This window comes from Streptococcus sp. SO2, from assembly GCF_030440025.1.
Genome location: NZ_JAQFJH010000009.1, coordinates 20,516 through 46,858, shown reverse-complemented (window position 1 = coordinate 46,858; position 26,343 = coordinate 20,516). Strand labels below are relative to the sequence as shown.

The following is a 26,343-nucleotide window of genomic DNA, read 5'->3' as shown; positions in this document are numbered from 1 at the left end:
TTATTCCTTTTCTATTTAGTTTTAATAAAGTATTTAATCCTGTTTTCAAAAATGATAGAAACAGATTAACATTATTGAACGTTTGCTTTCTTAATCAAGTCAAACAAATCTTTTTTCGTGTCGTTTGGTACTTTACGTACATCAAATTCAACACCGAGGTCACGCATTTTTTCAAAGGTTGCAACGTCTTCTTTGTCCATAGACAAAACGTTGTTAATCATTGTCTTACCTGTTGAGTGAGCCATAGAACCAACGTTAAGGGTCTTGATTGGCACGCCACCTTCGATAGCACGAAGTGCATCTTGTGGAGTTTCAAACAAGATAAGGGCATGAGTTTCTCCGAAACGTGGGTCTTTTGCAACGTCGATCAATTTCTGGATTGGGACAACGTTGGCTTTTACTCCATTAGGAGCTGCTTGTTTGATCAATTCTTTACGCAACTCGTCGTTTGCAACGTTGTCTGAAGCAACGATGATACGGTCTGCTTTTGAATCAGGAGTCCAAGCAGTGGCAACCTGACCGTGAAGGAGACGAGTGTCTAGACGAGCAAGGTTGATTTTCAGTTTACCGTCACCGATAACTGTTCCTTCTGGAATAGCAGCTTGGGCAACTGGAGCAGCTGCAGCAGTTGCAACTTCCTCAACTGGGTTAAGCTCTTCTGGAAGAGCCTTGATGCCATCTTTGGCTTCTTTAATGATATTCGCAGCGACTTTATCCACACCTGCATTCGCGTCCATAAGGCGCTCTGTGTAGGCTTGGATCAACATCGGCAAGTTCAGTCCTGTGATGATGGCAAACTTACGTTCTGGATTTTCTCCCATTACGCGGCTAGCTTGGTTGAATGGAGATCCACTCCAAAGGTCAGCCAATACTAGAACCTCATCTTCTGCGTCAAATGCAGCCACAGCGTTGTTGAATTTAGCGTAAAGGTCATCTGGACCTTCATTTGGCATAAAGGTTACAACTTGAACCTTTTCTTGTTCACCAAAGATCATAGATCCTGACTGATGAATACCCGCAGCAAATTCGCCGTGGCTCGCAATAATGATTCCGATACTCATTATTGTCATTCCTCCTTATAAAATGTTTGACTATATGTTTAAGAAAACTTTAAGCCTAACTTTAAGTATAAACCGTTTTCATATAAAAATCAACTACTTTTTCTAAAAAGATGTAAAAGTTTTCATAGAATGACTTTTTAAAAATATTAATATATCAATGCTTTTGAGAGATAAATGAAAATGGTAATGGAAAATTTAATATAAAAATACAGAAAATAAGTTGCTTTTGTGAAAACAAAATGAAAACAAAAAGGGAAGATTGCATGGTCGCAATCTTCCCTTTTATAGGAATAAATTTTGTAAAGCGTGGGCAACTCCATCTTCTTCGTTGGTCAGAGGAAGTTGTTCGTCCGCATATGGAAGAAGAGCAGGATTGGCGTTTTTCATAGCATATCCTTTGCCTGCAAATGCCAACATTTCAGTGTCATTATGCTCATCACCAAAGGCGATTAAGTCTTTTTTATCACGATTCATCACATTGAGCAAGTACTCTAGAGCAAAGGCCTTGTTTACACCCTTGGGAGTACACTCGAGGATGTTGAGGGGCCCGCCCCAGGTATTGATAGCTAGTTGGTGCTGATAAAAACGATTCATTTCGTCCGCTAAAGCGTATTTGTCTTCAGCCCTTGTTTGCAAAAGGATGCAGTTGGGATCTTTGGTTACTCGTTCGGGTTTGAATTGATTTTCCGGCCGGAAGTTCTCTACGCCAAATAGTTTAGGATCCGCAATCTCTTCATTCGGAGTCGTGATATAGAACTTTTTTCGATATTCTCCTGCAATAAAGTCAGCCTGGATGTCCTCCGGGCGCTTGACCATGTCTAGGAGGTATTTTTTGTCCAAGGTCAAGCACTTTTCATGCGCCCAAGCCTGTCCTGGTAGATGGGTAAGGGAACCATTAAAGTTAATCATGGGAGTATGCAATTCTAGCTCACGGTAGAAGTCTTTTGCCATACGATACGGACGACCTGTCGTGATGATGACATGGTGTCCTTTTTCTGAAATTTTTTTGATCGTCTCTTTGGTGAAATCGGAGAGCTTGCTTTCACTATTCAGCAGGGTTCCGTCCAAATCGACCGCGATAATTTTTTTAGTCATATAAACCTTCCTAGTCGTTTCCAGATAAGATGTCTACTATTATATCAAAAAGAAGGAAGAAAAGCAGACAAGAACAAAAACTACAGTTGCTTTGATTTGTTAAATAAATCAAACAAACATATTGAAAAGGTGAATGATAAATGATATAATACTGATATTGTTCGTAAAAAACAAAAGGAGATTAAAGATGGACAAACTATTTAAACTAAAAGAGCACGGGACAGATGTCCGTACAGAGGTGCTTGCTGGTTTAACAACATTCTTTGCAATGAGTTATATTCTCTTTGTAAACCCTCAAATGCTTTCCCAAACGGGTATGCCTGTTCAAGGTGTGTTCTTGGCAACGATTATCGGTTCTGTAGTCGGTACTTTGATGATGGCTTTCTATGCTAATTTGCCCTACGCACAAGCACCAGGTATGGGACTAAATGCCTTCTTCACATTTACAGTTGTATTTGGGATGGGCTATACTTGGAAAGAAGCTCTTGGTATGGTCTTCATTTGTGGAATTATTTCACTGATTATCACCTTGACAAATGTTCGTAAAATGATCATCGAATCTATTCCAACAACACTTCGTTCAGCTATTTCGGCTGGTATTGGTGTTTTCCTTGCCTATGTTGGGATTAAGAATGCCGGTCTCTTGAAATTCTCAATCGATCCAGGTACTTATACGGTAGCAGGTGAAGGAGCAGACAAGGCTCAAGCTGCACTTACTGCAAACTCAGCAGCCGTTCCAGGTTTGGTTGACTTCAATACTCCAGCCGTATTGGTGGCTCTTGCTGGTTTGGCTATTACCATCTTCTTTGTTGTTAAAGGCATCAAGGGTGGAATCATTCTTTCTATTTTAACAACGACTGTGCTTGCTATTGCTGTTGGTGTTGTCAAATTATCAGGGATTGACTTCGCTAGCAATAATCTTTCATCAGCGGTTAATGATTTAGGAACTTTGTTTGGTGCTGCTCTTGGTTCAGAAGGTTTAGGATCTTTGATTTCAAACACTTCGCGTTTACCAGAAACTTTGATGGCTATTCTTGCCTTCTCACTAACAGATATTTTTGATACAATCGGTACTCTTATCGGTACTGGTGAAAAAGTTGGTATCGTTGCGACAAGTGGGGAAAACCATGAGTCAGTTAAATTGGACAAGGCTCTTTACTCTGACTTGGTGGCAACTTCAGTAGGTGCCATTGCAGGTACTTCAAACGTTACGACCTATGTTGAGTCTGCGGCGGGTATCGGTGCTGGTGGACGTACTGGTTTGACAGCTTTAGTAGTTGCGATCTGTTTTGCTCTATCTAGCTTCTTTAGCCCACTTCTAGCGATTGTTCCGACAGCTGCAACAGCACCAATTTTGATTATCGTCGGTATCATGATGCTTTCTAACTTGAAAAATATCCCTTGGGATGATATGGCTGAAGCGGTTCCTGCCTTCTTCACATCAATCTTTATGGGATTCAGCTACTCTATCACACAAGGGATTGCTGTTGGTTTCTTGACATATACCTTGACAAAAGTTGTCAAAGGTCAAGCCAAGGATGTGCACGTGATGATTTGGATTTTGGATGCCTTGTTTATCCTTAACTATATCAGTATGGCGCTATAAATGGTATAATAGAAAAAGGGGAGTCTCCCCTTTTTAATTATAAGGAGGTACATCATGAAAGATAAGACGATTTGGCAAGAGGTTTTGAACAGAGGGAAATGGGTGCTCATCCTTTTGGTAGCTTTTGTTCTATCTCAATTTCCTATAGGACTTTCTTTGTTTTTAGCAAACAAACAGTTTCCGATTTTACAGTCAGGGCTCTTAGTAGGTGCCCTATCCATAGTCGTTTTGATTGTATTTATTATTGGTGCACGAAAAACACAACTTGCTACTTTTAATCTATCCTTTTTTAAGGCAAAAGATTTGGCTCGCTTGGTGTTGAGTTATCTGGTGATTTTTGCGACAAATCTCTTGGGTTCACTCCTGCTTCGACTAACAAATGAGGTAACAACCAATAACCAATCAATACTGAATGGTATAGTTCAGAATAGCTCCTTGATTTCAACTTTCTTCCTGCTAGTCTTGATTGCACCAATTTGTGAAGAAATTTTGTGTCGCGGAATTATTCCTAAAAAGATCTTCCGTGGAAAAGAAAAATTAGGTTTTGTTGTTGGTGCAATCGTCTTTGCCTTGCTCCATATGCCAACCAATCTACCTTCTGTGATTATTTATGGAGGGATGTCAACGGTTTTGACTTGGACAGCCTATAAGACTGAGCGTTTGGAGATGTCCATTTTGCTTCATATGATTCTCAATGGTATTGCATTTTGTTTGTTGGCCTTATTGGTGTTGATTAGTAGAAATCTAGGTCTATCATTCTAAACCATTGGCCTACTTGGAAAAGATGAATACTAACGTGTCCATCTTTTTTCTTTTTATGGTAAAATAGAGAGATAATATGGTAGAGAACCTTAAGGGAGTAACCGTTATGTCCAATAAAGTCAACCGCGAAAAAACAGCCATTTGTGGAATTATCAATGTGACGCCAGATTCCTTTTCAGATGGTGGTCAGTTTTTTGCTCTTGAGCAGGCACTCCAGCAGGCTCGTAAATTGATAGTAGAAGGAGCGAGCATGCTAGATATCGGTGGAGAATCAACTCGGCCGGGCAGTAGCTATAGCTATGTTGGGATAGAAGAGGAAATCCAGCGTGTTGTTCCAGTGATTAAAGCTATCCGTGAGGAAAGTGATGTTCTCATTTCCATCGATACTTGGAAAAGTCAGGTGGCAGAGACTGCTTTGAAAGCTGGTGCCAATTTGGTCAATGATATCACTGGTCTCATGGGAGATGAGAAAATGGCGGATGTGGTTGCTAAGGCTGGAGCGAAAGTGGTTATCATGTTTAATCCAGTCATGGCTCGACCTCAGCACCCTAGTTCGCTCATATTTCCTCATTTTGGTTTTGGGCAAGCTTTTACAGAGGAAGAGTTAGCTGACTTTGAAAAAATGCCAATCGAAGACTTGATGGAGGCTTTCTTTGAACGTGCTCTAGCGAGAGCGAACCAAGCTGGGATAGCAAGAGAAAACATTTTGCTGGATCTAGGAATTGGCTTTGGTCTGACTAAGAAAGAAAATCTGCTTCTTCTACGGGATCTGGATAAACTCCATCAGAAAGGCTATCCGATCTTTCTTGGAGTTTCGCGCAAGCGGTTTGTCATTAATATCCTAGAAGAAAATGGCTTTGAAGTTAATCCTGAGACCGAACTTGGTTTCCGCAATCGGGACACAGCTTCGGCTCATGTAACCAGTATCGCTGCGAGACAGGGTGTGGAAGTGGTGCGCGTGCACGATGTAGCCAGTCACAGGATGGCGGTTGAAATTGCGTCAGCCATTCGTTTGGCAGATGATGCAGAAAATCTAGATTTAAAACAATATAAATAAGATGAACGAAATTCAAAACAATCAGTGGATTGCCCACTACCGGACGGACCAACCGCATTTTGGTTTGGAACGAATGGTGGAACTCCTAGCTCTGCGAGGCAATCCCCATCTCAAACTTAAGGTCATCCATATCGGCGGGACCAATGGTAAGGGGTCTACCATTGCTTTTTTGAAAAAGATGCTGGAAAAGCTAGGTCTAAGAGTTGGTGTGTTCAGCTCGCCCTATCTCATTCATTATACGGATCAGATTAGCATCAATGGGGAATCTATTCCCGAGGCTAGGCTAGAAGCCCTCATGGCAGACTATCAGTCTTTGCTTGAAGGGGAATCTGCTGACAATTTGCAGGGAACAACCGAGTTTGAGATTATCACAGCTCTAGCTTATGATTACTTTGCCTCAGAGCAAGTAGATGTGGCCATCATGGAAGTGGGCATGGGTGGTCTTTTGGATAGTACCAATGTCTGCCAGCCGATTTTAACAGGAATTACGACCATTGGACTGGATCATGTAGCCCTACTTGGTGACACCTTGGAAGCTATAGCAGAGCAGAAGGCTGGTATTATCAAACAAGGTATTCCCTTGGTGACAGGTCATATTGTTCCTGAAGCCTTGACTGTGATAGACTCTATTGCAGAAGCTAAAAATGCGCCGATACTTGCCTATGGGAGTGATTATCAGGTTGGTCATCAAAAGAGTGTGGTGACAGGCGAAATCTTTGATTATACTAGTTCTGTCAGACAAGGTCGCTTTCAAACAGGTCTGCTTGGTTTGCACCAGATAGAAAATGCGGGGATGGCCATAGCTTTACTTGATACTTTTTGTCAAGAAGATGGGCGGGAGTTGGCAAGTAATGACTTGGTTGCTCAAGCTTTGAAAGAGACCAGATGGCCAGGGCGTTTGGAGGTCGTGTCTAGTGACCCCTTGATGATTTTGGATGGGGCCCACAATCCCCATGCTATCAAGGCTTTATTAGCAACCTTGCAAGAACGCTTTGCGGATTATCATAAGGAAATCCTCTTTACCTGCATCAAAACCAAGGCCTTGGATGATATGCTGGACTTGCTAGGGGAAATGCCATATACCGAGCTTACCCTGACACATTTTGACGATAGTCGGGCGACGGATGAAAGCGTGCTGAAAGAGACAGCCAAGTCTAGAAATCTCAATTACCAAAGTTGGCAGGATTTTCTAGAGCAGAAATTGACAGATAAAAATGAAGAGAAACAAACAGTTAGGATTATCACAGGTTCCTTGTATTTCTTGAGCCAAGTGAGAGCCTATCTGATGGAGAGGAAGAACGAGAATGGATACACAAAAGATTGAAGCAGCTGTAAAAATGATTATCGAGGCTGTTGGTGAGGACGCTAACCGCGAGGGCTTGCAGGAAACACCTGCTCGTGTAGCCCGTATGTACCAAGAGATTTTTTCAGGTCTTGGCCAAACTGCTGAGGAACACCTGTCAAAATCCTTTGAGATTATTGATGACAATATGGTGGTAGAAAAGGATATTTTTTTTCACACCATGTGTGAACACCACTTCTTGCCTTTTTATGGGAGAGCGCACATTGCCTACATTCCAGATGGTCGGGTGGCAGGCTTGTCTAAGCTAGCCCGTACGGTTGAAGTTTATTCTAAAAAACCACAAATTCAAGAACGTTTGAATATCGAAGTGGCTGATGCCTTGATGGACTATCTGGGGGCTAAAGGAGCCTTTGTTGTCATTGAGGCGGAACATATGTGTATGAGCATGCGTGGTGTCAGAAAGCCCGGCACGGCAACCTTGACAACAGTAGCTCGTGGTCTATTTGAAACAGATAAGGACCTCCGAGACCAGGCTTATCGTTTAATGGGACTATAAAAAGAATCCGCTTCATGCGGATTTTTCTAGAAAGGACTAGTTATGGATCAACTGCAGATTAAAGATTTGGAAATTTTTGCCTATCATGGTCTTTTTCCAAGTGAGAAAGAATTGGGGCAGAAGTTTGTTATTTCCGCAAGCTTATCTTATGATATGACCAAGGCGGCTACAGAATTGGATTTGACAGCTTCTGTCCATTACGGAGAACTGTGCCAGCAGTGGACGACTTGGTTTCAGGAAAGCACTGAGGATTTGATTGAAACGGTAGCTTACAAACTCGTTGAACGTACCTTTGAGACCTATCCTCTTGTCCAAGAGATTGAGTTGGAACTAAAAAAACCGTGGGCTCCAGTGCATTTACCATTGGATACCTGCTCGGTGACCATTCACCGTCGTAAGCAGCGGGCCTTTATCGCTCTAGGAAGTAATATGGGAGATAAGGAAGCCAACTTGGAACAAGCTATTGACAAACTGCGAGCTCGAGGTATCCATATTCTCAAAGAGTCCAGTGTCTTGGCGACGGAACCTTGGGGTGGTGTGGAACAGGATAGCTTTGTCAATCAGGTGATTGAAGTAGAAACCTGGCTACCAGCACCAGTCTTGTTAGAAACATTATTAGCCATTGAGTCAGAAATGGGACGGGTTCGAGAGGTGCATTGGGGGCCTCGTTTGATTGATTTGGACCTACTCTTTGTGGAGGACCAGATTATTTACACAGACGAACTCATCTTGCCTCATCCTTATATAGCAGAACGCCTCTTTGTTCTTGAGCCGTTAGTGGAAATAGCTCCCCATTTTATCCATCCAATCTTAAAACAACCAATTCGTTACTTGGTTGACCAGTTGGAGCAAGGAAATGCCTAAGCTTTCCGAGACCTATAGTAAGTGGAAGAGTATTGGGGAGGGACTACTTGCTATTGTTTTAGGGCTTCTCTTGATTCGTTTTGGACAAGTCATTCCGCGAATGGGGTACCAGTTGCTGATGGGCTACTTTTCCTTGTCAGCAGTTTGGCACTTGTTGACTCGCTGGTTTCAGGATAAAAAACGTCGGGAAAATATCTTTGTAACCTTGGACAAGCTGGTGGTTGCGGCTCTGGTGTTTGACTCTATCATCTTGCAAGACCTTGCCCTCTATCTTTTGGTCTTTATCATTGCGAGCTACCAGCTGTTTACGGGCATCATTAGTCTTGTGACCTGGTCTCTCTATCGAAAAAATGCCATTCATCCTCGGCTCCATCATCTCTTCGATGCTGTATGGATGATAGGATTCGGTCTTTATAGCATCTCTCCTTTTCACGATGCAGCGAATTTTGAATTGCTCTTGCTTGGGTTTTACTTGCTCATGCTAGGAGCTAGTAGCCTCCGGGACGGTTTCTTTTTTGAAAGGATAGAAAACAATCCCAAGCTGAAACGACGTATGCGAATGACTCTGCCGATCTTTGTGACGGCTCTGATTCCTATCAGCACCTTGCGCAAACTAAATGAGTGGCTGTCAAATCATGAAAGCCAAGAAGGGGAAGTTCATTCAGAAAGAAAAAATGATCAGACGGTTGATCTGGAAATTTTTGTCCATACCTCAGAAACCTCCTTCTTCCTTGCTATGGGACATGTGGATATTTGTTATCAAGGGACAGTTATTTCCTATGGTTCCTATGATCCCCGCTCGGAGCGTTTATTCGGTATGGTTGGAGATGGTGTTTTGTTTAAGGCTAATCGGGAAAAATACATCGAACTCTGCAAGAGGGAAAGTCAGAAGACCTTGTTTGCTTATGGTCTGAGTTTGACGGACCAACAGAAAACAGCTATCCAAGCTCGCCTAGCAGAGATAGAAGACCTGTTAATTCCTTGGGAACCAAGCTCACAGTTGATGAAAAGAAGAGAGGGAGAGGTCAAGCATACCTACTCCTACCAACTGAAAGAGGAAGCGGATGCGACCCTCTATAAATTCAGCTCATCCGAGTTTAAGACCTACTTTGTTCTCAGTACCAATTGTGTTTTGCTGGCAGACTCTATCGTGGGAAAAGCTGGGACTGATATATTGAGTCCTCAAGGTTTCATTGTGCCAGGGACTTATCAGGATTATCTTGACTTAGAATATACAAAACCAAACGGTCTAGTTGTCAGTCGATCCATTTATTAGAAAAAGAAAACTCTAGTTCCTCAGCAGTTTACGCCGAGAAGCTAGAGTTTTTAAAATAGGTCATTTTCTTCTGGAAGGAGGATGGTTTCTCTACCGTCCAAGTCTAAAACAAGGACCCTAGGAGGGTAAAGCGGATCGAAAGGATGATTGAAATCAAAATCGATACTAGTCGGAAGGTGCTGGCTAGAAAAATGGAAGGTGATGGTCCCCTTATTGTTGAGCAGTTGAAACTCAAGTTCTTCTTCTAATTCAAATACATTTTTCAGGAAATGATCGATAATATACCATAAAGAGTCAATGACATCATCAGGCAAGCTGGTCACGACACCAAAGCTAGCGGAACGTCTCTGTGTATTTGTAAAAGCCATGTTTTCCTCCCCCTTTTATTTTCCTTATCATACAGCAAAATATCTCAAAAATCAAGAAATCCTACTCGCTTTTTCAAAATGGGAATAAACTGTGAAATTTTTTCAAAGTTTCTCTAAAAAATACTTGAAAGTGTTTACAATAAGTGATAAAATGGAGTAAGTAGATGCGTGAAAGCGAAATTTTCATTATAGAAAGGAAACGGAATGAACACAGATGATACAGTAACGATTTATGACGTCGCCCGTGAAGCAGGAGTTTCGATGGCAACAGTTAGCCGTGTCGTTAATGGCAACAAGAATGTTAAAGAGAACACTCGAAAAAAAGTCCTAGAAGTGATTGATCGCTTGGACTATCGTCCAAATGCGGTAGCACGTGGTTTGGCTAGCAAGAAAACAACGACAGTCGGAGTTGTGATTCCGAACATTACCAATGGTTATTTCTCAACGCTTGCTAAGGGGATTGACGACATTGCTGAAATGTACAAGTATAACATTGTCCTAGCAAATAGTGATGAGGATGATGAAAAGGAAGTTTCAGTGGTTAACACTCTCTTTTCAAAACAAGTCGATGGGATTATCTTTATGGGCTATCACTTGACTGAAAAGATTCGTTCAGAGTTTTCTCGTTCACGGACACCGGTTGTTCTTGCTGGTACTGTGGATGTAGAACACCAACTTCCAAGTGTAAATATCGACTACAAACAAGCAACGATTGATGCTGTGAGCTATCTTCTCAAAGAAAACGAAAAGATTGCTTTTGTGAGTGGACCACTCGTCGATGATATCAATGGCAAGGTTCGTTTGATTGGTTACAAGGAAGCCTTGAAAAAAGCTGGACATTCTTATAGTGAGGGATTGGTCTTTGAATCAAAATACAGCTATGACGATGGTTATGCCTTGGCAGAACGCTTGATTTCATCACAAGCTACAGCTGCAGTTGTAACAGGTGATGAATTGGCGGCAGGTGTGTTGAATGGTTTGGCTGACCATGGCGTATCTGTGCCAGAAGAGTTTGAAATCATCACGACAGATGACTCTCAGATTGCACGATTCACTCGTCCAAACTTGACGACTATTGCCCAACCTCTTTATGACCTAGGCGCTATCAGCATGCGTATGTTGACTAAGATTATGCATAAGGAAGAGTTGGAAGAACGTGAAGTTCTCTTACCCCATGGTTTGACAGAACGTCGTTCAACACGAAAACGTAAATAGAAAAAATCAGGGAATCGCGAAGATTTCCTGATTTTGTGTTCTAGAGAAGAGGATTAGCCTTCCATATAGTCTTTTAAGGCTTGTCCTTTTAGTCCAGCATTAAGGGCAATTAATAATTTGAGGCGCGCTTTTTGAGCGTTGAGTTCTTTGACAAAGAAAACACCAGCTCGTTGCAACTGCACCCCTCCGCCTTGGTAGGCGTAGACAGGTTCAGCAATACCATTAAAACAACGTGAGACCAAGGCGACTGGAATCCCTTTTTGGAGGAGATTTTCCAGCTTTTGAGCTGTTTCTTTTGGAACATTGCCTGCTCCAAAAGCCTGAATGACTAAGCCATCCAGCTGTTCCAAGTCTAACATATCAATCAGCTCGTCTGTCATACCTGCATAGGCTGAGATGATGGGAACTAGACCTTGAATATGTTCGAGATCAAACCGGACGCGAGGTTCAGCCGTTTTGAAGTAGAGGATTTCTTGCTTCATGATGAGACCAAGCGGTCCATGTGTTGGAGTTTGAAAGGTGCTGACGTTGGTCGTATGAGTTTTAGTAACATACTTGGCTGCGTGGATTTCATCGTTCATGACGACCAGTACACCCTTGTCGGCTGCTTTGTCATCGCTGGCAACTCGCAAAGCGCTCAGATAGTTATATACACCGTCGCTACCAAGTTCGTTTGAACTACGCATGGCCCCTGTTAGAACGATGGGGATGGGCGGAATTTTCATGGTATCAAGGAAGTAGGCTGTTTCTTCTAAGGTATCTGTACCATGTGTGATGACAACTCCATCGTAGTTATCAGCGTCCTCTTTAATCTTATGATAGAGTGCAAGCATATGCTTGGGTTTGATATGAGGGCTTGGCAGATTAAAAAAGTCTAGGGCATGAACCTCAATCCCTTCAAGCGGATTGGAAACATGGTTCATGGGATTTTCCTGGCTAGTTACAACGGCACCAGTGGCGTCTGCTTGCATGGAAATAGTTCCACCTGTATGTAAAACAAGGATTTTCTTAGGCATGATTTAGTCACTCTTTCTGAAATGTGGTATAATCATTGTAACACAAAAGGGGAGAATGGGACAGGATGGAAGTCAAGGCTGTTTTTTTTGATATCGATGGAACGCTAGTCAACGATCGCAAGAGTGTTTTGAAATCCACTAAGGACGCGATTAAGATTGTCAAAGAGCAAGGAGTGCTTGTTGGAGTAGCGACAGGACGAGGGCCGTTTTTTGTCAAGGAATTGATGGAAGACTTGGACCTAGACTTTGCGGTGACCTACAATGGCCAATACATTTTTAATAAAGAAAAGGTACTCTTTGCAAGCCCAATCGCTAAGTCAAGCCTACGTCAACTGATTGCTTATGCTAAAAAGGAGCGTAAAGAAATCGCTCTTGGAACCGAGCATGCCGTTGTTGGTTCGAAGATTATGTCATTTGGTCTCGGCTCCTTTTCCCAACGGGTTAGTCGTTTTATCCCGACTGTGCTGACAAGAACCGTTAGCCGTTCCTTTAATCGAATGGTCAGCAAGGCAGTTCCTCAAAAGGAAGACGACTTGCTTAACTTGATTAATCAACCCATTTATCAAGTTTTGATGCTGATGACGCCAGAAGAATCTGAGAAGGCAGCAAGTGATTTTGAAGATTTGAAATTAACTCGAAGCAATCCTTTTGCAGCAGATATCATTAACCAAGGAAATTCCAAACTAGAAGGCATTCGCCGAGTCGGGAAAGAATATGGCTTTGATCTCAACCAAGTCATGGCCTTTGGTGATTCAGATAACGACCTGGAAATGTTGGCGGGTGTCGGTATGTCAGTCGCTATGGGAAATGGCAGTAGCAGTGTCAAAGAAGTTGCCAAGCATATTACGGCAAGTAATCAACAAGATGGTATCCACAAGGCGCTCGAGCACTTTGGTGTTTTGGCTTCAGAAAAAGTGTTTGTCAGTCGAGACTACCACTTTAATAAGGTTAAAACCTTCCACCACATGATGGATGAACGAACTCAAGAAGAACCACAAGCATGGGATGCTGAAGGTGCAACCCACCGCGCAGATTTTAAAATTGAAGAATTAGTAGAGTTTGTTCGCGCAGCAAGTTCTTCGGAGGAAGAATTCCAAAACTCCCTTGCAAGCATGCATGAGGCACTTGATAAGGCGGCAGAGAAAGTGGCGAAAAAGACGCCTGCTAAGCAAAATCTGGTCGGTCAAGTGGATGCTTTGATTGACACACTGTATTTCACATACGGTAGTTTTGTATTGATGGGAGTAGACCCAGAACGCATTTTTGATATTGTCCATGAAGCAAATATGGGGAAGGTTTTCCCTGATGGAAAAGCTCATTTTGACCCAGTTACACACAAGATTTTAAAACCAGATGACTGGGAAGAAAAATATGCTCCAGAACCTGCCATCCGACAGGAACTACAACGTCAGTTTAAAGCTTATGAGCGACATAAAGAAAGAAAAAATTAGAAACAAAAAGGAGCCAGAGGCTCCCTTTTTTAATGATTACAATGTTTTTTCACTTTCTCTCACGACCAGCAAATCGACTTTTGCATGGCGGAGAATGTACTCAGATGAAGAGCCAACCAAGAGGCGTTCAAAGGCATTAAGCCCTGTTGCACCAACGAGAATCAGGTCAACATTTTCTGCGTCTGGAATAGTACGGGCAAGGAGGGTTTTTGGATTTCCCATTTCGATGACGATTTGAATATCGGTCACACCAGCATCTCTTGCGCGCTTTTCGTACTCCTTCATCAGACTTTCAGCATCGACTTGGAGTTCTTCGTAAACTTCAGCATCAAAGGTAGACACGCTTTGAAGAGCGCGTGTGTCGATAACATGGGCAATGGTGAGCTTGGATTCGTTGCGTAGAGCAGTGTAAACACCTTTGACGAAAGCCAAGTCCGCTTCTTTAGAACCATCAATTGCGACCATAACATTTTGGTAACGTTGTGCCATAATGAAACCTCCTGAAATTTTCTTACTGTTATTGTAACCCTTTTCATTAAAGAAGTAAAGTAAAAATCATATTTAAATAAATATTATTGGAGATTCGATTTGGTGGAGATATGTTAAAATAAAAGAAAACGGGATAGTAGGAAACACAGCGAGGGGATGAGAAAGTATGAAAGATTTTGTTCAAGCTTCTAAAAAAATAAGTTTTCTTTATCATGGAATTATCCTTGCGTCACTTGTAGGTGAAGTAGTGATGCTTTGGCAGCTGGAAAGAGTCGTGCCCGTTCTCTATCCAGGATTTGTTAGTTTTCTTCTCTTTCACTTAGTCTACCACATCATTTTATTGGTGATTGCAAAGAGAAGTGGTCGTTTGGACTATTTGGTCACGTGGGGGCTCTTTCTCATGTTTAATCTTTTGTATGACTCCTTTTTAGCATTAGTCTTTCTAGGTTTGTCTTTTGGTATGTGAGAAAATACTTCTGTATTCTAGTTGTTTAGACGGTGAGAACCTAGTCGTTGTGAGTTTTTTTTCTTTGCTTGCTCATTTCAGGAAACTTGTCGCAATCCCTTTCTAGTGGTATAATGTTACTATCTCGATGAATTGAGGAAACAAGATGAAAGAATATAACAAGTCTAGTAAGTTAGAGCATGTTGCCTATGATATCCGTGGTCCTGTTTTGGAAGAAGCTATGCGGATGCGAGCAAACGGAGAAAAGATTTTACGTCTGAATACAGGGAATCCAGCAGAATTTGGCTTTACAGCGCCAGACGAGGTCATTCATGACTTGATTATGAATGCGCGTGATAGTGAGGGATATTCTGATTCCAAAGGGATTTTCTCAGCCCGCAAGGCCATCATGCAGTATTGCCAACTGAAGAAATTTCCCAATGTAGACATTGATGATATCTACCTTGGAAATGGTGTCAGTGAGCTGATTGTTATGTCCATGCAAGGGCTTTTGGATAATGGCGATGAGGTCTTGGTGCCTATGCCAGACTATCCTCTCTGGACAGCCGCGGTCAGCCTAGCTGGGGGAAATGCCGTTCACTATATCTGTGATGAAGCTGCAGAATGGTACCCAGATATTGACGATATTAAGTCAAAAATTACTTCCAATACCAAGGCAATCGTCCTTATCAATCCAAATAACCCAACTGGAGCCCTTTATCCTAAGGAACTCTTGTTGGAGATTATTGAGATTGCTCGTCAAAACGATTTGATCATCTTTGCGGATGAGATTTATGACCGCATGGTAATGGATGGACATGTGCATACGCCTGTGGCGAGCTTGGCACCAGATGTCTTCTGTGTCAGCATGAATGGTCTGTCAAAATCTCACCGTATCGCTGGTTTTCGTGTAGGATGGATGGTCTTGTCTGGTCCTAAGCACCATGTCAAGGGCTATATTGAAGGGCTCAATATGCTGTCCAATATGCGTCTTTGCTCTAACGTTTTGGCCCAGCAAGTCGTACAAACATCACTAGGTGGGCACCAGTCAGTGGATGAATTGCTCCTTCCTGGTGGACGAATTTACGAGCAAAGAAACTTCATTTACAATGCTATCCAAGATATCCCAGGTTTGTCTGCGGTCAAGCCGAAGGCGGGTCTTTATATCTTCCCTAAAATTGACCGCAATATGTACCGCATCGATGATGATGAACAGTTCGTTCTTGATTTCTTGAAGCAGGAAAAGGTTCTCTTGGTTCATGGTCGTGGTTTTAACTGGAAGGAACCAGACCATTTCCGTATCGTTTACCTTCCTCGTGTGGACGAATTAGCGCAAATCCAAGAAAAGATGACACGTTTCTTGAGTCAGTATCGTAGATAAGGCTTTCATAGGGAAAAGCAGGAAACATTTCCTTAGAGCTATTGACAAATAGGTAAGAATCAGATAGAATAGTAAAGTATGTTTAGTAACTGATCACTTTATAGCCGGCTAAACGAATACAAAATCTATGAGGAGGTATTCATCGTGAAACGTACTTATCAACCAAGTAAACTTCGTCGTGCGCGTAAACACGGATTCCGTAACCGTATGTCAACTAAAAACGGTCGTCGCGTATTGGCAGCTCGTCGTCGTAAAGGACGCAAAGTTTTGGCTGCATAATCCAAACGAATTCAACAAAGAAGTCAGTAGGAACTCGAGTCTACTGGCTTTTCTTTTTATCTTAAAGGGTGCATTGTCCTTGAAATCGGTCATTTTAGATGAAACTCGTGGAGGGCTCTTTTAAAAGGTCATATACAAAAAACTCAAAACCAGATATAAGTTACTGATTTTGAGTTTTTGTTTATTCTTTTAAGTGATAAGAGTAACTGGCGACAACGACGTCTTCATGCCATCTGAGAGCGTATTTTAGTTTGAGGCTCATTTGATTGTGCAGGATATTTTGCCAAGGCTTGTTAGGGATAAACTGTGGGACAAGGACTGTAACGGTGTAGTTTTTTTGCCTAGCTTCTTGGGCGATTCGTTTGACATACTTAACGCTAGGGGTGATGATGTCGCGGTAGCTGGTATTGATATTCTTCAGAGTGATATTTGGGAAGTAATCGGCAAATTCCTGAAGAATTTCTTGGTCTTTATCGGCCGTTTCTTTAGTAGAAATGTGCATGGCCAACACTTCGTCACCGATACTTTGAGCGTAGTTAATGGCTCCAACACTTACTCGAGTAACATTTCCAACTAGGACAAGGACAAGATTGCCGTCGTAAGTGCGCTTTTCAATTCCTTCGTAGAGTCGTAGTTGTTTTGCCACTTTTTGGTAATGGCTGTGAATGGACAAAAAGAGGAAAGTTAGAACTAGGATAATTGGGAAGAATGGCCAGATATCACCCAGTCTGAAGAGGAGTAAAATGAGGACAATAGCATAACAAATGATGGCCCCAAGGATATTAGCAAAGGCAGGTTTTAAGAAGTTTGCTCCTTTTTCCTTTTTCCAATGGCGAATCATCCCAGTCTGAGAGAGGGCAAAGGGAACGAAGACCCCGATAGTATAAAGAGGAATCAAGCGTTCAGTATTGCCGTTAAAAATGAGAAGAAGGATCATAGCTCCAAAAGCCAGAGTTAAGATACCGTTGGAGTAGCCGAGACGATCCCCTTTTTCCATAAAGAGATGGGGCATGTACTTGTTTTTAGCCATATTGTAAGCCAGCATAGGGAAGGCTGAAAAACCAGTATTTGCAGCTACAGCTAGAATCAAGGCTGTTGAGAACTGGAAGAGATAGTAGCTAGCATGACCAAAGAATGAATCACCAAGAATGCCCTTGGCCATTTGCGAGAGGATGGTTTCTCCATTTTGAGGAGTGATACCCATCCAGTAGTTTAGGAAGGTGATGCCTGCAAAAAGGAATCCTAAAATCAAGGACATGATGGTCAAGGTCTGAGCAGCATTCTTTTCTTTCGGAGTTTTGAAAAATGGTACCGCATTTGAAATAGCTTCAACCCCTGTCAGAGAGGCAGAGCCACTGGTAAATGCTCTCAATAGGAGAACGATGGAAAGGCTCGGAACGATTTGTCCAATGGCTGAAGTCGCCTGATAGTTTAGGGAACCTGTAAACAGTTGAAAGAACCCATAAAGCAAGAGAAAGACAGTACTGAAGATAAAGAGGTAGACGGGAATCATCAGAGAGCTGGCAGATTCTTTCAATCCTCTTAAATTTAAGAGCATGAGCAGGCAGACTAGGAAAATAGAGATATGAAGATTGTAGGGATGTAGGGGAGGTATGGCTGCTGTAATAGCATCAGCTCCAGACGCAACGGATACGGCTACTGTCAGCATATAGTCAACAAGGAGGCTACCCCCTGCAATCAAGCCTAGTTTAGGGGAGAGATTTTCCCGAGTGACCATATAAGCCCCTCCACCTTGAGGATAGGCGTGGATGATTTGACGATAGGAAATGGTCAAACTAGCGAGTAGTAAGAGGACAAAAATACCGATAGGGAGGCTCCACCAAATGGCGAGAGGAGAGAGACTGACTAAAACGAGAATGACTTGTTCAGGTCCATAGGCAATAGAAGACAGGGCATCACTGGATAACATTGCAAGTGCCTGCATTTTTCCCAACAATCCCCCTTCGCCGTCTGTGAGAGACTTGAGTGGTCGACCGATAAAGGTATATTTTAATTTTCTAAACATTTTCGTTTCCTTTGCTGAAAATTTCAATAAGTGTTATTATACTGCTTTGAAAAAGGGCAGTCAAGGGAGAATGATTGGTATTAGAATATTTTTACAAGCCGAGAGATGCTATTTTTGGTATAATAGATGAAAGAAAATGAGGTTAGAAGAGATGATTTTTGATACGCACACACATTTAAATGTAGAAGAATTTGCAGGACGTGAGGCAGAAGAAATCGCCTTGGCTGCTGAGATGGGTGTGACACAGATGAATATTGTTGGTTTTGATAAGCCAACCATTGAGCGAGCCCTAGAGTTGGCAGATGAGTATGAGCAACTCTACGCAACTATTGGCTGGCATCCGACGGAAGCAGGGACTTACACAGATGAGGTCGAAGCTTACTTGCTTGAAAAGCTAAAACATCCCAAGGTTGTTGCCTTGGGGGAGATTGGTCTGGACTATCACTGGATGACAGCACCTAAGGAAGTACAGGAGCAGGTTTTTCGTCGTCAGATTCAGCTGTCTAAGGACTTGAATTTGCCCTTTGTGGTCCACACTCGTGATGCGCTAGAAGATACTTATGAGATTATCAAGAGCGAGGGCGTTGGTCCTCGTGGTGGAATTATGCATTCATTTTCAGGCTCTTTGGAGTGGGCTGAGAAGTTTGTCGAGCTTGGCATGATTATTTCTTTCTCAGGTGTAGTGACCTTTAAGAAAGCGACGGATATTCAAGAGGCTGCTAGGGAACTTCCTTTGGATAAAATCCTCGTTGAGACAGATGCCCCTTACCTAGCTCCTGTTCCTAAACGTGGCCGTGAAAACAAAACAGCCTATACTCGCTATGTGGTGGACTTTATCGCCGACTTGCGTGGGATGACGACAGAAGAATTAGCTGCTGTGACAAGTGCCAATGCCGAGCGTATTTTTGGATTGGAAAAACAATCATGAAAGAGAAAATTTCCCAAGTCATCGTGGTCGAAGGACGGGATGATACAGCCAATCTCAAACGTTACTTTGATGTAGAGACCTATGAAACACGAGGTTCCGCAATAAATGACCAGGATATAGAGCGGATTCAGCGCCTGCATGAATTGCATGGAGTCATTGTCTTTACAGATCCAGATTTTAATGGGGAACGCATTCGACGCATGATTATGACGGACATTCCAACAGTGCAGCATGCCTTTCTCAAGCGAGATGAGGCTGTTCCCAAATCCAAGTCCAAGGGGCGTTCTCTGGGAATTGAACACGCCAGCTATGAAGATCTAAAAACAGCGCTGGCTCGTGTGACAGAGCAATTTGAAAACGAGAACGAGTTTGACATCAGTCGTGGTGACTTGATTCGCCTAGGTTTCCTAGCGGGAGCAGACAGCCGTAGGCGCCGAGAGTATCTAGGCGAACAGCTCCGCATCGGTTATTCCAATGGGAAACAGCTGCTCAAGCGGTTGGAGTTGTTTGGAGTAACTTTGGCAGAAGTGGAAGAGGTTATGGAAAGTTATGAGAAAGACTCTAAAGTGTAGAGAATTATGTTAAAATGAAGGTAGTGTATTTAAGTTAATAGGAGGCTGTATGAAAAATAAGGATGGTAAATTATTGTTGAGTTTTGCTGCAGTCGGAGTTGTGATTGTTGGTATTATTTTATATATGAATAATCTTTTTGAGGGTAAGAATTTAATTCTTAATAGTTTATCCCAAGGAGAAGTATTAGCGGGCATAGTTATTGCGTTGCCGACATTAGTTACTTGGAATCAAGCTATTGAACAAAGTAAAGAAAATAAGAAAAATACTGTGTCTGATAATGTTAGAGACACTGTGAAGTATTATGATAAGCAACTTACAGAACTTGTTGCAGATATTAGTAAGACCAAAGAGTTACCCTTTTATAAGGCGGGAAAAATTGAATATATCATTGATACGTATAATAAATTATTAAAGGAATGGAATGAGATATTAAAATTAGATATTTCTCTTGACTTTGTTCAAGTATTGTCTACAATTTGTTCAATAAAATATCCAAAAGGAATAGAGAATCCTGGGAATGAGTTGGCGGAGAACTGGAAATATAATTTGAGCACAGCACTGAAACCAGTTATGAGAGAAATAATATCTTTGAAAAAGGAAGAAATATTTGGTTCCAAGGAAGTTAAATATTTCAGTTATGTTGAATTTGGTGTTACTGGATATGAGATTGAAAAAGTAAAGTTTAAAGACAAAAGCTTTGTAGAGTGTACTTTTTCTGCTGATTTTTTTGCTTCAAATTCATTTGAAGCATGTGAATTTATCAACTGTAGTATCAGTACTGGTGAGTTATCTGAACAAAAAGTGAAAGAATTACTAAGTGATAGTAATACGATTATAGGAACATTTAAAGACTCTAATGAGGATGATTTTGCTGAGCAATTTTATTCTACATCTGTTTCAGAATATGGAACTGTATTTGATGCCCGAGAAGGGATTATAGCTGATAACTATATTTTAGGAAACAAGTTTTTTGAAATTGATTCTAAGTCAGAAAATAGGGAAGAAATTTATAAGGATATTATTAATGGGTTGGTATCGTACGGCATAGGAGTTGATGAAAAAAGAAATAACAAAAAAATAAGTATCAGTAAAAATTATATAACGGAGGAAAACAAATCCAGCTATATTGCTGGAAGTTTATTCTCTGGTTGGAATAGTCTATTTTCAGAGAAAATACAAAAGTCTAATAATTTCAAATATTATATATTTTGTATAAAGAATGAAAATGTTTATAATACAATAGTTTTTGAAAATGATAGCTTTACTAGATTTTTAAAGAAAAAGAATATAGATAAGGCAGGAAAGTATAATTTTTATTTTACTGGTTTTAATAGTAATGTGGAAAAAGAGTAGATAAATGAGAATTGCAGATTATAGCGTGACCAAGGCAGTGCTGGAGCGTCACGGTTTTACCTTTAAAAAATCCTTTGGGCAAAATTTCCTGACGGATACCAATATTCTTCAAAAAATCGTGGATACAGCTGAGATTGATGATCAGGTTAATGTCATTGAAATCGGTCCAGGAATTGGTGCCTTGACAGAATTTTTGGCTGAGCGTGCGGCAGAGGTCATGGCTTTTGAGATTGACCACCGTTTGGTACCGATTTTAGCGGATACCCTGCGTGATTTTGATAATGTGACCGTAGTCAACGAGGACATTCTCAAAGTTGACTTGGCGCAGCATATCCAGAATTTCAAAAATCCAGACCTGCCCATTAAGGTGGTAGCCAACTTGCCTTACTACATTACGACGCCTATTCTCATGCACTTGATTGAAAGTGGCATTCCTTTTAGTGAGTTTGTCGTTATGATGCAAAAAGAAGTGGCAGATCGTATCTCCGCTCAACCCAATACCAAGGCTTACGGTAGTTTGTCGATTGCTGTCCAGTATTACATGACAGCCAAGGTTGCCTTTATCGTGCCTCGTACGGTCTTTGTGCCAGCCCCAAACGTGGACTCGGCTATCCTGAAAATGGTACGCCGTCCAGAACCAGCCGTAGCAGTGAAAGATGAACAATTTTTCTTTAAAGTTTCCAAGGCTAGTTTCACTCATCGTCGCAAGACCTTGTGGAACAACTTAACAGGCTACTTTGGCAAGACTGATGAAGTCAAGGAAAAGTTGACCAAGGCTTTGGATCAGGCAGGCTTGTCTCCATCTGTGCGTGGGGAAGCACTTAGCTTGGAAGAATTTGCCAGTCTGGCAGATGCGCTTAAAGGACAAGGACTCTAAGATGCAGGGACAAATTATTAAAGCCTTGGCAGGATTCTACTATGTAGAGAGTGGTGGTCAAGTTTACCAGACACGTGCGCGTGGGAATTTCCGTAAAAAAGGGCACACGCCCTATGTTGGGGATTGGGTAGACTTTTCTGCCGAGGAAAATTCTGAAGGTTATATCCTTAAGATTCATGAACGGAAAAACAGTCTGGTCCGTCCTCCTATTGTCAATATTGACCAAGCCGTGGTGATCATGTCCGTCAAGGAACCTGATTTTAATAGCAATTTGCTGGATCGGTTCTTGGTTCTTCTGGAACACAAGGGCATCCATCCTATCGTCTATATTTCCAAAATGGACTTGCTGGAGGATAGGGGAGAACTGGATTTTTACGAACAAACCTATCGTGCCATTGGTTATGACTTTGTGACCAGTAAGGAGGAACTCCTGCCCCTGTTGACAGGAAAAGTGACGGTCTTTATGGGGCAGACAGGTGTTGGAAAATCAACCCTCCTCAATAAAATCGCACCGGACCTCAATCTTGAAACAGGAGAGATCTCAGACAGTCTAGGTCGTGGTCGCCATACCACTCGAGCTGTTAGTTTTTACAATCTCAATGGGGGTAAAATCGCGGACACGCCAGGATTTTCATCACTGGATTATGAAGTGTCAACGGCTGAAGACCTCAATCAGGCCTTTCCAGAGATTGCCAGTGTCAGTCGAGACTGTAAATTCCGTACTTGTACCCATACCCATGAACCGTCCTGTGCGGTTAAGCCAGCTGTAGAAGAAGGAACCATTGCAACCTTCCGTTTTGACAACTACCTGCAATTTCTCAGTGAGATTGAAAATCGCAGAGAAACCTACAAAAAAGTCAGCAAAAAAATTCCAAAATAAGGAGAAACAGATGTCTCAATACAAGATTGCTCCGTCAATTCTGGCAGCAGATTATGCCAACTTTGAACGAGAAATTAAACGTCTAGAAGCAACTGGGGCTGAATATGCCCATATCGATATTATGGATGGTCACTTTGTACCACAAATCAGTTTTGGTGCCGGTGTGGTTGAAGCTCTTCGCCCCCATAGCAAGATGGTCTTTGACTGCCACTTGATGGTCGCTAATCCAGAGCATCATTTAGAGGACTTTGCGCGTGCAGGTGCAGATATCATCAGTATCCATGTGGAAGCAACGCCTCATATCCATGGGGCTCTTCAAAAAATTCGTTCTCTTGGTGTCAAACCTTCTGTTGTCATTAACCCTGGTACGCCTGTGGAGGCAATCAAGCACGTTCTTCACCTAGTTGACCAAGTCTTGGTCATGACAGTGAATCCTGGATTTGGTGGGCAAACTTTTCTGCCTGAAACCATGGACAAGGTTCGTGAGTTGGTTGCCCTTCGTGAGGAAAAAGGTTTGAACTTTGAGATCGAAGTCGATGGTGGGATTGATGATCAAACCATTTCTCAAGCTAAAGAAGCTGGTGCTACAGTTTTTGTAGCAGGGTCTTATGTCTTTAAGGGAGATGTCAATGAACGAGTGCAAACTCTCAGAAAACAATTGGACTAGGGTTGCCGTTTTTGCCGGCGGGGATCGCGGTCATTATCGGACGGATTTTGATTGCTTTGTCGGTGTGGATCGCGGTTCGCTCTGGGTCTTGGAAGAAGATCTGCCTCTCACTCTAGCAATTGGGGATTTTGATTCGGTGACTGCAGACGAACGCCAGTTGATTCAAAAACGTGCCCAACATTTTGTTCAAGCTCAGCCAGAAAAGGATGATACGGATCTGGAATTGGCTCTCTTGACCATCTTTGAGCAAAATCCTCAAGCCCAAGTGACCATTTTTGGGGCTTTGGGTGGTCGTATTGATCATATGCTGGCTAATGTCTTTCTGCCTAGCAATCCCAAGTTGGCACCCTATATGCGCCAGATAGCGATTGAGGATGGGGAAAACTTGATTGCCTATTGTCCAGAAGGGAGCAGTCAGCTTCAACCCCGTTCAGACTACGATTATCTAGCCTTTATGCCAGTTCGGGATAGCCAGCTGACTATTCTTGGTGCCAAGTACGAATTGACAGAGGAGAATTTTTTCTTTAAAAAAGTGTACGCTTCTAACGAATATATAGATAGGGAAGTTTCGGTGACTTGCCCTGATGGCTATGTGGTTGTCTTGCATAGCAAGGACAGGAGGTAGGATGGAGACTGTATTACTACTATTATTAATTGCCGACCTAGCTGGACTCTTTCTCATTTGGCAAAGGCAAGATAAGCAAGACAAGTACCTAGCCAAGAGCTTGGAGGATCAGGCAGACAATCTTTCAGATCAACTGGATTACCGCTTTGAACAAGCCAGACAAGCCAGCCAGCTGGATCAAAAAGACTTGGAAGTGGCTGTCAGCGACCGTTTGCAAGAAGTGCGAATGGAGTTGCACCAAGGGCTGACTCAAGTTAGACAGGAGATGAACGAGAATCTCCTTCAAACCAGAGATCAGACCGACCAACGCCTTCAAGCCCTGCAGGAGTCCAATGAGCAACGTTTGGAACAAATGCGTCAAACTGTCGAGGAAAAGTTAGAAAAGACCTTGCAGACACGCTTGCAGGCTTCCTTCGAGACAGTTTCCAAACAACTGGAGTCTGTCAATCGTGGCCTGGGAGAAATGCAGACAGTTGCCCGCGATGTTGGCGCACTCAACAAAGTTCTCTCTGGGACCAAGACGCGAGGGATTCTAGGAGAATTGCAACTGGGGCAAATCATCGAAGACATCATGACACCAGCCCAGTACGAACGAGAATTTGCAACGGTTGAGAACTCTAGCGAGCGAGTGGAGTATGCCATCAAGTTACCTGGACAGGGGGACCAGGAATATGTCTATTTACCGATTGACTCCAAGTTTCCACTGGCGGATTATTACCGCTTAGAAGAAGCTTATGAAGCAGGCGATAAGGACGAAATCGAACGTTGTCGTAAGTCACTTTTAGCTAGCGTCAAGCGCTTTGCCAAGGATATCAAGAGCAAGTATCTGGCGCCGCCTCGAACGACCAATTTTGGAGTCTTGTTTGTTCCAACAGAAGGACTTTACTCAGAAATCGTCCGCAATCCTGTCTTCTTTGATGATTTGAGACGGGAGGAGCAGATTATTGTTGCTGGTCCAAGTACCCTATCAGCCCTGCTTAACTCTCTATCAGTTGGCTTCAAAACTCTCAATATCCAAAAGAGTGCAGATCATATCAGCAAGACTCTTGCTAGCGTTAAGACTGAGTTTGGCAAGTTCGGGGGGATTTTGGTTAAGGCACAAAAACATCTTCAACATGCCTCTGGCAATATTGATGAATTATTAAACCGTCGTACCACAGCTATCGAGCGGACGCTCCGTCACATTGAGTTATCAGAAGGTGAGCCTGCGCTTGATCTACTCCATTTCCAAGAAGATGAGGAAGAATATGAAGATTAGTCACATGAAAAAAGATGAGCTGTTTGAAGGTTTTTACCTGATTAAGTCAGCTGACCTGAGACAGACACGAGCTGGGAAAAACTACCTAGCCTTTACCTTCCAAGACGATAGCGGCGAGATTGAGGGGAAACTATGGGATGCCCAACCTCATAACGTTGAGGCCTTTACCGCTGGGAAGGTGGTCCACATGCAGGGACGTCGAGAAGTGTACAATAATACTCCTCAAGTCAATCAAATTACTCTCCGCTTGCCTCAGCCTGGGGAACCCAATGATCCAGCTGACTTCAAGGTCAAGTCACCAGTTGATGTCAAGGAAATCCGTGACTACATGTCGCAAATGATTTTCAAGATTGAAAATCCTGTCTGGCAGCGTATCGTTCGTAGTCTCTACACCAAGTATGATAAGGAATTCTACTCCTATCCGGCTGCCAAGACCAACCACCACGCCTTTGAAACGGGTTTGGCCTATCATACAGCAACCATGGTGCGCTTGGCAGATGCTATTAGTGAGATTTATCCTCAGCTCAACAAGAGCCTACTCTATGCGGGGATTATGCTGCACGACTTGGCTAAGGTTATTGAGTTGACGGGACCAGATCAGACGGAGTATACAGTACGAGGCAATCTCCTTGGCCATATCGCCCTGATCGATAGTGAGATTACCAAGACCGTCATGGAACTGGGCATCGATGATACTAGAGAAGAAGTGGTGCTACTGCGCCATGTCATCCTCAGTCATCATGGCTTGCTGGAGTATGGAAGTCCAGTCCGTCCACGCATTATGGAGGCAGAGATTATCCATATGATTGACAATCTAGATGCCAGCATGATGATGATGTCAACAGCTCTAGCTTTGGTGGACAAAGGAGAGATGACCAATAAAATCTTTGCTATGGACAATCGTTCCTTCTATAAACCAGATTTAGATTAAT

27 protein-coding genes are annotated in these 26,343 nt (G+C 42.5%); 21 read left to right on the top strand and 6 right to left on the bottom strand.

The window, feature by feature from the left end; translation table 11 throughout:
- Positions 1-71 precede the first annotated feature (71 nt).
- Together PCY17_RS08260 and PCY17_RS08255 are read right to left on the bottom strand one after the other, a co-directional pair.
- Entirely contained in the window at positions 72-1,061 is a 990-nt protein-coding gene (locus tag PCY17_RS08260; protein ID WP_000021983.1) for a PTS sugar transporter subunit IIB, read from the bottom strand.
- 282 nt (positions 1,062-1,343) lie between these two features.
- Positions 1,344-2,156 (bottom strand): Cof-type HAD-IIB family hydrolase, encoded by an 813-nt coding sequence (locus PCY17_RS08255; protein WP_301393281.1) that lies wholly within the window; start codon positions 2,154-2,156, stop codon positions 1,344-1,346.
- Positions 2,157-2,343: 187 nt separating this feature from the next.
- Between PCY17_RS08255 and PCY17_RS08250 the strand changes: the two genes are divergently transcribed.
- The 7 genes from PCY17_RS08250 to PCY17_RS08220 all read left to right on the top strand — a co-directional run bounded on the left by PCY17_RS08250 (position 2,344) and on the right by PCY17_RS08220 (position 9,580).
- On the top strand, positions 2,344-3,762 hold the full coding sequence (locus PCY17_RS08250; RefSeq protein WP_000359243.1) for an NCS2 family permease: 1,419 nt from the start codon (positions 2,344-2,346) through the stop codon (positions 3,760-3,762).
- A 54-nt stretch (positions 3,763-3,816) separates the two neighbouring features.
- A complete protein-coding gene (locus PCY17_RS08245; RefSeq protein WP_301393279.1) occupies positions 3,817-4,524 on the top strand; it encodes a CPBP family intramembrane glutamic endopeptidase in 708 nt (235 codons plus the stop codon).
- Positions 4,525-4,600: 76 nt separating this feature from the next.
- A complete protein-coding gene (gene folP, locus PCY17_RS08240; protein WP_301393277.1) occupies positions 4,601-5,581 on the top strand; it encodes a dihydropteroate synthase in 981 nt (326 codons plus the stop codon).
- A gap of 1 nt (position 5,582) precedes the next feature.
- A complete protein-coding gene (locus PCY17_RS08235; protein ID WP_301393275.1) occupies positions 5,583-6,905 on the top strand; it encodes a folylpolyglutamate synthase/dihydrofolate synthase family protein in 1,323 nt (440 codons plus the stop codon).
- Entirely contained in the window at positions 6,886-7,440 is a 555-nt protein-coding gene (gene folE / locus PCY17_RS08230) for a GTP cyclohydrolase I FolE (protein ID WP_000380916.1), read from the top strand. The genes PCY17_RS08235 and folE overlap by 20 nt, the downstream gene beginning before the upstream one ends.
- 42 nt (positions 7,441-7,482) lie before the next feature.
- Positions 7,483-8,304 (top strand): 2-amino-4-hydroxy-6-hydroxymethyldihydropteridine diphosphokinase, encoded by an 822-nt coding sequence (folK, locus tag PCY17_RS08225; RefSeq protein ID WP_301393247.1) that lies wholly within the window; start codon positions 7,483-7,485, stop codon positions 8,302-8,304.
- Positions 8,297-9,580, top strand: a complete 1,284-nt coding sequence (locus PCY17_RS08220) for a DUF308 domain-containing protein (RefSeq protein ID WP_301393245.1) — start codon at positions 8,297-8,299, stop codon at positions 9,578-9,580. Before folK ends, PCY17_RS08220 begins: the two co-directional genes overlap by 8 nt.
- 50 nt (positions 9,581-9,630) lie before the next feature.
- On the opposite strand, the gene PCY17_RS08215 is transcribed toward PCY17_RS08220, so the two are convergent.
- The gene (locus PCY17_RS08215) at positions 9,631-9,948 is read right to left on the bottom strand and encodes a DUF960 domain-containing protein (protein WP_000886045.1); all 318 of its coding nucleotides are present in this window, start codon (positions 9,946-9,948) and stop codon (positions 9,631-9,633) included.
- 204 nt (positions 9,949-10,152) lie between these two features.
- Between PCY17_RS08215 and ccpA the strand changes: the two genes are divergently transcribed.
- Complete coding sequence (gene ccpA, locus PCY17_RS08210) at positions 10,153-11,163, top strand: catabolite control protein A (protein WP_001090635.1); 1,011 nt, start codon at positions 10,153-10,155, stop codon at positions 11,161-11,163.
- 53 nt (positions 11,164-11,216) lie between these two features.
- Here the strand turns inward: ccpA and PCY17_RS08205 are convergent, their stop codons facing one another.
- Positions 11,217-12,179: an asparaginase gene (locus PCY17_RS08205; protein WP_084877545.1), complete on the bottom strand. Its 963-nt coding sequence runs from the start codon at positions 12,177-12,179 to the stop codon at positions 11,217-11,219.
- Between the two features lie 65 nt (positions 12,180-12,244).
- On the opposite strand from PCY17_RS08205, the gene PCY17_RS08200 reads away from it, so the two are divergent.
- Positions 12,245-13,630, top strand: a complete 1,386-nt coding sequence (locus PCY17_RS08200; RefSeq protein ID WP_084944903.1) for a Cof-type HAD-IIB family hydrolase — start codon at positions 12,245-12,247, stop codon at positions 13,628-13,630.
- 36 nt (positions 13,631-13,666) lie between these two features.
- Here the strand turns inward: PCY17_RS08200 and PCY17_RS08195 are convergent, their stop codons facing one another.
- The gene (locus PCY17_RS08195; RefSeq protein WP_042903142.1) at positions 13,667-14,119 is read right to left on the bottom strand and encodes a universal stress protein; all 453 of its coding nucleotides are present in this window, start codon (positions 14,117-14,119) and stop codon (positions 13,667-13,669) included.
- A 166-nt stretch (positions 14,120-14,285) separates the two neighbouring features.
- Here PCY17_RS08195 and PCY17_RS08190 point away from each other — a divergent pair, with 166 nt between their 5' ends.
- From PCY17_RS08190 to rpmH, 3 genes are all read left to right on the top strand, one after another.
- Positions 14,286-14,585, top strand: coding sequence for a hypothetical protein (locus PCY17_RS08190; RefSeq protein WP_247929449.1), 300 nt, complete (start codon positions 14,286-14,288; stop codon positions 14,583-14,585).
- A 145-nt stretch (positions 14,586-14,730) separates the two neighbouring features.
- The gene (locus tag PCY17_RS08185; RefSeq protein WP_000666454.1) at positions 14,731-15,945 is read left to right on the top strand and encodes a pyridoxal phosphate-dependent aminotransferase; all 1,215 of its coding nucleotides are present in this window, start codon (positions 14,731-14,733) and stop codon (positions 15,943-15,945) included.
- A gap of 144 nt (positions 15,946-16,089) precedes the next feature.
- Positions 16,090-16,224 (top strand): 50S ribosomal protein L34, encoded by a 135-nt coding sequence (gene rpmH, locus PCY17_RS08180; RefSeq protein ID WP_000831905.1) that lies wholly within the window; start codon positions 16,090-16,092, stop codon positions 16,222-16,224.
- A 181-nt stretch (positions 16,225-16,405) separates the two neighbouring features.
- Here the strand turns inward: rpmH and PCY17_RS08175 are convergent, their stop codons facing one another.
- The gene (locus PCY17_RS08175; RefSeq protein WP_000488835.1) at positions 16,406-18,250 is read right to left on the bottom strand and encodes an APC family permease; all 1,845 of its coding nucleotides are present in this window, start codon (positions 18,248-18,250) and stop codon (positions 16,406-16,408) included.
- Between the two features lie 151 nt (positions 18,251-18,401).
- On the opposite strand from PCY17_RS08175, the gene PCY17_RS08170 reads away from it, so the two are divergent.
- From PCY17_RS08170 to PCY17_RS08130, 9 genes are read left to right on the top strand one after another with little or no spacing between them, the layout of a single operon-like run.
- Positions 18,402-19,178 (top strand): TatD family hydrolase, encoded by a 777-nt coding sequence (locus tag PCY17_RS08170; protein ID WP_000575610.1) that lies wholly within the window; start codon positions 18,402-18,404, stop codon positions 19,176-19,178.
- Positions 19,175-19,750, top strand: a complete 576-nt coding sequence (gene rnmV, locus PCY17_RS08165) for a ribonuclease M5 (protein WP_301392561.1) — start codon at positions 19,175-19,177, stop codon at positions 19,748-19,750. Before PCY17_RS08170 ends, rnmV begins: the two co-directional genes overlap by 4 nt.
- Before the next feature lie 49 nt (positions 19,751-19,799).
- Positions 19,800-21,104 (top strand): hypothetical protein, encoded by a 1,305-nt coding sequence (locus PCY17_RS08160; RefSeq protein WP_000790643.1) that lies wholly within the window; start codon positions 19,800-19,802, stop codon positions 21,102-21,104.
- Positions 21,105-21,108: 4 nt separating this feature from the next.
- A complete protein-coding gene (gene rsmA, locus PCY17_RS08155; protein ID WP_001216843.1) occupies positions 21,109-21,981 on the top strand; it encodes a 16S rRNA (adenine(1518)-N(6)/adenine(1519)-N(6))-dimethyltransferase RsmA in 873 nt (290 codons plus the stop codon).
- Position 21,982: 1 nt separating this feature from the next.
- Entirely contained in the window at positions 21,983-22,861 is an 879-nt protein-coding gene (rsgA, locus tag PCY17_RS08150; protein ID WP_009013709.1) for a ribosome small subunit-dependent GTPase A, read from the top strand.
- A 10-nt stretch (positions 22,862-22,871) separates the two neighbouring features.
- Positions 22,872-23,528 (top strand): ribulose-phosphate 3-epimerase, encoded by a 657-nt coding sequence (rpe, locus tag PCY17_RS08145; protein WP_042903152.1) that lies wholly within the window; start codon positions 22,872-22,874, stop codon positions 23,526-23,528.
- On the top strand, positions 23,491-24,153 hold the full coding sequence (locus tag PCY17_RS08140) for a thiamine diphosphokinase (RefSeq protein ID WP_001001245.1): 663 nt from the start codon (positions 23,491-23,493) through the stop codon (positions 24,151-24,153). Before rpe ends, PCY17_RS08140 begins: the two co-directional genes overlap by 38 nt.
- Before the next feature lies 1 nt (position 24,154).
- Positions 24,155-25,411 carry a DNA recombination protein RmuC gene (gene rmuC, locus PCY17_RS08135; RefSeq protein ID WP_301392560.1) on the top strand — a complete coding sequence of 419 codons (1,257 nt, stop codon included), beginning with the start codon at positions 24,155-24,157 and terminating at the stop codon, positions 25,409-25,411.
- Complete coding sequence (locus PCY17_RS08130) at positions 25,401-26,342, top strand: 3'-5' exoribonuclease YhaM family protein (RefSeq protein ID WP_000703210.1); 942 nt, start codon at positions 25,401-25,403, stop codon at positions 26,340-26,342. The genes rmuC and PCY17_RS08130 overlap by 11 nt, the downstream gene beginning before the upstream one ends.
- The last annotated feature ends 1 nt before the right edge of the window (position 26,343 follow it).

What these genes read in the sequence shown, in the direction of transcription:
- PCY17_RS08260 (WP_000021983.1), bottom strand. Translation starts at nt 1,061, where the DNA reads ATGAGTATCGGAATCATTATTGCGAGCCACGGCGAATTTGCTGCGGGT.
- PCY17_RS08255 (WP_301393281.1), bottom strand. Translation starts at nt 2,156, where the DNA reads ATGACTAAAAAAATTATCGCGGTCGATTTGGACGGAACCCTGCTGAAT.
- PCY17_RS08250 (WP_000359243.1), top strand. Translation starts at nt 2,344, where the DNA reads ATGGACAAACTATTTAAACTAAAAGAGCACGGGACAGATGTCCGTACA.
- PCY17_RS08245 (WP_301393279.1), top strand. Translation starts at nt 3,817, where the DNA reads ATGAAAGATAAGACGATTTGGCAAGAGGTTTTGAACAGAGGGAAATGG.
- folP (WP_301393277.1), top strand. Translation starts at nt 4,601, where the DNA reads ATGGTAGAGAACCTTAAGGGAGTAACCGTTATGTCCAATAAAGTCAAC.
- PCY17_RS08235 (WP_301393275.1), top strand. Translation starts at nt 5,583, where the DNA reads ATGAACGAAATTCAAAACAATCAGTGGATTGCCCACTACCGGACGGAC.
- folE (WP_000380916.1), top strand. Translation starts at nt 6,886, where the DNA reads ATGGATACACAAAAGATTGAAGCAGCTGTAAAAATGATTATCGAGGCT.
- folK (WP_301393247.1), top strand. Translation starts at nt 7,483, where the DNA reads ATGGATCAACTGCAGATTAAAGATTTGGAAATTTTTGCCTATCATGGT.
- PCY17_RS08220 (WP_301393245.1), top strand. Translation starts at nt 8,297, where the DNA reads ATGCCTAAGCTTTCCGAGACCTATAGTAAGTGGAAGAGTATTGGGGAG.
- PCY17_RS08215 (WP_000886045.1), bottom strand. Translation starts at nt 9,948, where the DNA reads ATGGCTTTTACAAATACACAGAGACGTTCCGCTAGCTTTGGTGTCGTG.
- ccpA (WP_001090635.1), top strand. Translation starts at nt 10,153, where the DNA reads ATGAACACAGATGATACAGTAACGATTTATGACGTCGCCCGTGAAGCA.
- PCY17_RS08205 (WP_084877545.1), bottom strand. Translation starts at nt 12,179, where the DNA reads ATGCCTAAGAAAATCCTTGTTTTACATACAGGTGGAACTATTTCCATG.
- PCY17_RS08200 (WP_084944903.1), top strand. Translation starts at nt 12,245, where the DNA reads ATGGAAGTCAAGGCTGTTTTTTTTGATATCGATGGAACGCTAGTCAAC.
- PCY17_RS08195 (WP_042903142.1), bottom strand. Translation starts at nt 14,119, where the DNA reads ATGGCACAACGTTACCAAAATGTTATGGTCGCAATTGATGGTTCTAAA.
- PCY17_RS08190 (WP_247929449.1), top strand. Translation starts at nt 14,286, where the DNA reads ATGAAAGATTTTGTTCAAGCTTCTAAAAAAATAAGTTTTCTTTATCAT.
- PCY17_RS08185 (WP_000666454.1), top strand. Translation starts at nt 14,731, where the DNA reads ATGAAAGAATATAACAAGTCTAGTAAGTTAGAGCATGTTGCCTATGAT.
- PCY17_RS08175 (WP_000488835.1), bottom strand. Translation starts at nt 18,250, where the DNA reads ATGTTTAGAAAATTAAAATATACCTTTATCGGTCGACCACTCAAGTCT.
- PCY17_RS08170 (WP_000575610.1), top strand. Translation starts at nt 18,402, where the DNA reads ATGATTTTTGATACGCACACACATTTAAATGTAGAAGAATTTGCAGGA.
- rnmV (WP_301392561.1), top strand. Translation starts at nt 19,175, where the DNA reads ATGAAAGAGAAAATTTCCCAAGTCATCGTGGTCGAAGGACGGGATGAT.
- PCY17_RS08160 (WP_000790643.1), top strand. Translation starts at nt 19,800, where the DNA reads ATGAAAAATAAGGATGGTAAATTATTGTTGAGTTTTGCTGCAGTCGGA.
- rsmA (WP_001216843.1), top strand. Translation starts at nt 21,109, where the DNA reads ATGAGAATTGCAGATTATAGCGTGACCAAGGCAGTGCTGGAGCGTCAC.
- rsgA (WP_009013709.1), top strand. Translation starts at nt 21,983, where the DNA reads ATGCAGGGACAAATTATTAAAGCCTTGGCAGGATTCTACTATGTAGAG.
- rpe (WP_042903152.1), top strand. Translation starts at nt 22,872, where the DNA reads ATGTCTCAATACAAGATTGCTCCGTCAATTCTGGCAGCAGATTATGCC.
- PCY17_RS08140 (WP_001001245.1), top strand. Translation starts at nt 23,491, where the DNA reads ATGAACGAGTGCAAACTCTCAGAAAACAATTGGACTAGGGTTGCCGTT.
- rmuC (WP_301392560.1), top strand. Translation starts at nt 24,155, where the DNA reads ATGGAGACTGTATTACTACTATTATTAATTGCCGACCTAGCTGGACTC.
- PCY17_RS08130 (WP_000703210.1), top strand. Translation starts at nt 25,401, where the DNA reads ATGAAGATTAGTCACATGAAAAAAGATGAGCTGTTTGAAGGTTTTTAC.